This window comes from uncultured Clostridium sp., assembly GCF_937920395.1.
Taxonomy (GTDB): Bacteria; Bacillota; Clostridia; order Clostridiales; family Clostridiaceae; genus Clostridium_AD.
The window spans coordinates 1-4089 of sequence record NZ_CALEVF010000017.1 but is presented as its reverse complement, the minus strand read 5'-3'; the positions used below and the strand labels follow the sequence as shown (position 1 = coordinate 4089).

Annotated in this window: 4 protein-coding genes; all 4 read left to right on the top strand. The window is 29.2% G+C overall.

The genetic code is table 11. The features are described from left to right. The first annotated feature begins 190 nt into the window (after positions 1-190). Positions 191-1201 (top strand): CPBP family intramembrane glutamic endopeptidase, encoded by a 1011-nt coding sequence (locus Q0649_RS01025; RefSeq protein ID WP_298836347.1) that lies wholly within the window; start codon positions 191-193, stop codon positions 1199-1201. 60 nt (positions 1202-1261) lie between these two features. After that, positions 1262-2254: an adenosine deaminase gene (gene add, locus Q0649_RS01020; RefSeq protein WP_298836345.1), complete on the top strand. Its 993-nt coding sequence runs from the start codon at positions 1262-1264 to the stop codon at positions 2252-2254. 17 nt (positions 2255-2271) lie between these two features. Then, complete coding sequence (locus Q0649_RS01015) at positions 2272-2853, top strand: rhomboid family intramembrane serine protease (protein ID WP_298836343.1); 582 nt, start codon at positions 2272-2274, stop codon at positions 2851-2853. Positions 2854-2995: 142 nt separating this feature from the next. Continuing rightward, a partial coding sequence (gene uxaC / locus Q0649_RS01010) for a glucuronate isomerase (protein ID WP_298836341.1) occupies positions 2996-4089 on the top strand: 1094 nt, incomplete at its 3' end.

Below are 4089 nucleotides of genomic sequence, written 5' to 3'. Positions count from 1 at the left end.
GTTCAGACGTGTGCTCTTCCGATCTGTAAAAATAGTATAGATTAACATTATAGACCGTACTGTAAAAGGTACGGTTTAAAATTTGATTATTATCGTCGATTGACTTATTATATAAGTTATAATGCTAAAATTTTATCTAAAAGGAAACAAAAAAAGGTGTTAATAAAAAGAAAGTTTAAGGAGTTATATTATGAATAACAAAAAAATACTATTAGCTAATTGCTTATTATTATTGGCATTACTATTATTTGTCCTAGTCCCGAGTATCGCGAATCATTTATTTGGATTAAATGGTCATATTAGTGGGAATGTTTCATTATTACTTTCAGGTAGTGCTAGTGTAATAGCACTTGGTGGAATTGCTTTATTATATTGTTTAATTACTAAAAGAAAATTTAAAAATGTAATGGTTATAAAAAAGATGTCAATAAAACAGGTTTATTTAACTATATTTGTAGCATGTGGTACTTATATTTTTGCTATTGGTATTAATTCAATAAGTATGAAGTTATTTCCTGTAGCAATTAAAGACAGTACGCAAATATCAAATCTATTAGGCAGTAGTTCAACGTTACTAGGATTATTAGTTGTAGTTTTACTTCCAGCATTTTTTGAGGAAATATTCTTCAGAGGAGTTTTTTTAGATGCTTACGGAGGAGTAAATAAAAAAGTAAAATATTTTATATTAACATCAATATTCGCATCTTTTCATGGTAATGTAATGCAAATAATTTACGTGATGTTTTTAGGACTTGTTTTATTATTGGTTAGGGAGTATACAGGATCACTTGTTGGTAGTATGACACTTCATGCAACGAACAATGCAATATCATTTATTATAAGTAAGGCATTAATGAATTATATGAACATTGGGCTTGAAAGTAGTGCTTCTAAAGTAGCACAGCAAGCAAATGTTGGGTTCGTAGCAGTATTACTTCAAGCCTCAATATTCTTTTTAATAGGAGGAGCTATATTATATACAAACCTAAGAAAACTTAAAGAATATAAAGAGGCAGATAGTAGAACTAAAGGAATAGAACAAGAAGAAAGTAATAATTCTTTGAAATACATAGTAGAAGATGAAAAATACACGGTAATAAATGAAAAAATAAGAAATACAAAAGTTGAAGATTCAACAAAATATATACCACTAGCCATATACTTTGTTTCGATGGCAGTGCTCTTAGTAGCAAGATATTAAGTCAGACTCATTTATAAAAATGATTTTAATTGAGGATAAATGAGTAAGAAAGGGGATAATATGAAATATAAAGATTTACCGAAAATTGATCTGCATTGTCATTTAGATGGTAGTGTTAGACCTAAAACGATAATTGATATAGCAAGGAGAGAGGGTATAAGTATTCCTAATTATGACGTTTTAAATATAACAAAAGAATTGACTGCTCCTAAGGAATGCAAGTCTCTTGATGAGTATTTAAAAATGTTTGTAATTCCAAACTTAATAATGCAGTCAAAAGAAAGTTTAAGAAGAATTACATTTGAGCTTCTTGAAGACTGTGCTAAAGAAAATGTAAAATATATTGAAGTAAGATTTGCACCATTACTTCATGTAAACAAGGGATTAACTGTAAGTGAGGTAATAGAGAGCGTAATTGTTGGAATTAAAGATGCAGAAGAAAGATATGATATAAAAGGAAATGTAATACTTTGTTGTATGAGATTTATGTCAAAAGATAAAGCATTTGAAGTTGTGGAAGCCGGCGCAAAATATATATTCAAAGGTGTTGTTGCTATAGATTTGTGTGGTGCTGAAGATGAGGGGTTTTGCAAAAAGTTCATAGAACCTATAGCGCTTGCTAGAAAATATGGGTATAGAGTAACTATACATGCTGGTGAAACAGGAATAGGTGAAAATGTGCTCGAAGCAGTGGAGCTTTTGGGAGCAGAAAGAATTGGTCATGGAGTATTTATTAAAGATTGTATTGAGGCTTACAATATTGTAAAAGATAAAAAAATAATTCTTGAAATGTGTCTAACAAGTAATATTCAAACTAAGGCAGTTAATGACATATGTAGCCACCCGATTTATAATTTTTATAATGATGGAATAAAAGTAACAGTAAATACTGACAATAGAACTGTATCAAACACAAATATGACAAAGGAATGCGAAATTTTATTTGATGAATTTAACATTACCTTCGATGATTACAAACAAATATACCTTAATAGTGTAAATGCGGCTTTTGTTGACTTAGAAACAAAGGAAGTCTTAAGAAGTTATATTTAAAAATGGAGGATAAGAAAATGCTTGCGAAACTAAAGAAAATTCAGTATAATTCACCTGTTATTTTGACTTTTACGGGATTAGCACTTGTAAGCTATCTATTAAGCTATTTAACAAATGGAATGCTTAATAGAGTAATATTTTCAAACTACAGAACTTCTTTTTTGGACCCAATGCAATATATAAGATTATTTTCTTATATATTGGGTCATGCTAATTGGAATCACTTTTCTGGTAATTTTATAATAATCTTAATAATAGGACCAATGCTCGAAGAAAAGTATGGTTCAAAAGTTTTAGTGCAGTTAATACTCGTAACAGCATTAGTTACAGGGCTAATAAATACGATTTTTTCAAATGATGCACTTTTAGGGGCAAGTGGTATTGTCTATATGTTTATTATTTTAAGTTCATTTACAAATGCGAAGAAGGGGAGAATCCCATTAACGTTAATTATTGTGTTTTTCGTATTTATTGGTAGAGAAATTTTTGCAGGAACTTTTTCTCAGGATAATATATCTCAATTTGCACATATTATAGGAGGAATATGTGGAGCACTATTTGCGTTTAAAATTGAGCATAAAAAACATATACAAAATTAAACTATAACAAGATGTTATTAAAAAAAAGATAACGATTTCAATGTTGCATTATGAAAAAAAATAGGCTATAATAAAGTCATAAGGTTAGTTATTGTTAACGTGAACAAAAAATAAAAAAATAATTAAGGGAAAGGTGAAGTATATGAAAAAATTTATGGATGAAAACTTTTTATTATCTAATGACACAGCGATAAGTTTGTATAATGATTATGCAAAAGATATGCCTATTATTGATTACCATTGTCATCTAAGTCCAGAAGAAATATATGATAACAAAAAATTCAAAAATATAACTGAAGCTTGGCTATATGGAGATCATTATAAATGGAGAGCTATGAGAAGTAATGGTATAGATGAAAAATACATTACTGGAAATGGTAGCGATCTTGAGAAGTTTATGGCATGGGCTAAAACTTTGCCAATGGCTATAGGTAACCCTCTATATCACTGGACACACTTAGAACTTCAAAGATATTTTGGAATACATGAGGTCTTAAACGAAAAGACTGCTCCAGCTATTTGGGAAAAGGTAAATTTATTACTTAATGGAGAAGGGTTTGGTGCAAGAGATTTAATTGAAAAGTCAAATGTTAAAGCTTTATGTACAACTGACGATCCAGTAGATTCACTAGAATATCATATAAAACTTAAAAAAGATACAAAATTTACTGTAAAGGTTTTACCAGCATTTAGGCCAGACAAGGGACTTCAAATAAATAAAGAAGCATTCCTTCCATGGATAAAGAAACTTGAAGAAGCTTCTAAAATAAATATTAAAAGCTATGATGAATTCTTAAAAGCTATGGAATCAAGAGTTAGATTTTTCCATGAAGTTGGATGTAGAATATCGGATCATGCAATGGACAGCATAACATATATGGAAGCTTCTAAAGAAGAAATATCTCAAATATTTGTAAAAATATTAAAAGGAGAACATGCAACTCCAGATGAAGAAAGTAAATACAGAACATTTACACTTCAATTCTTAGGCAAATTATATTCTGAGCTTAAGTGGACAATGCAACTTCATCTTGCAGCACAAAGAAATAATAATACAAAAATGCTTAAACAATTAGGACCAGATACTGGATTTGATTCTATTAATGATGAGGGAGTTGCTTATCCTTTATCAAGATTATTAGATTCATTAGAAAATAGTAACTCTTTGCCTAAAACAATACTATACACTTTAAATCCAAAAGACAATTATGTATTAAGTACAATGCTTGGAAATTT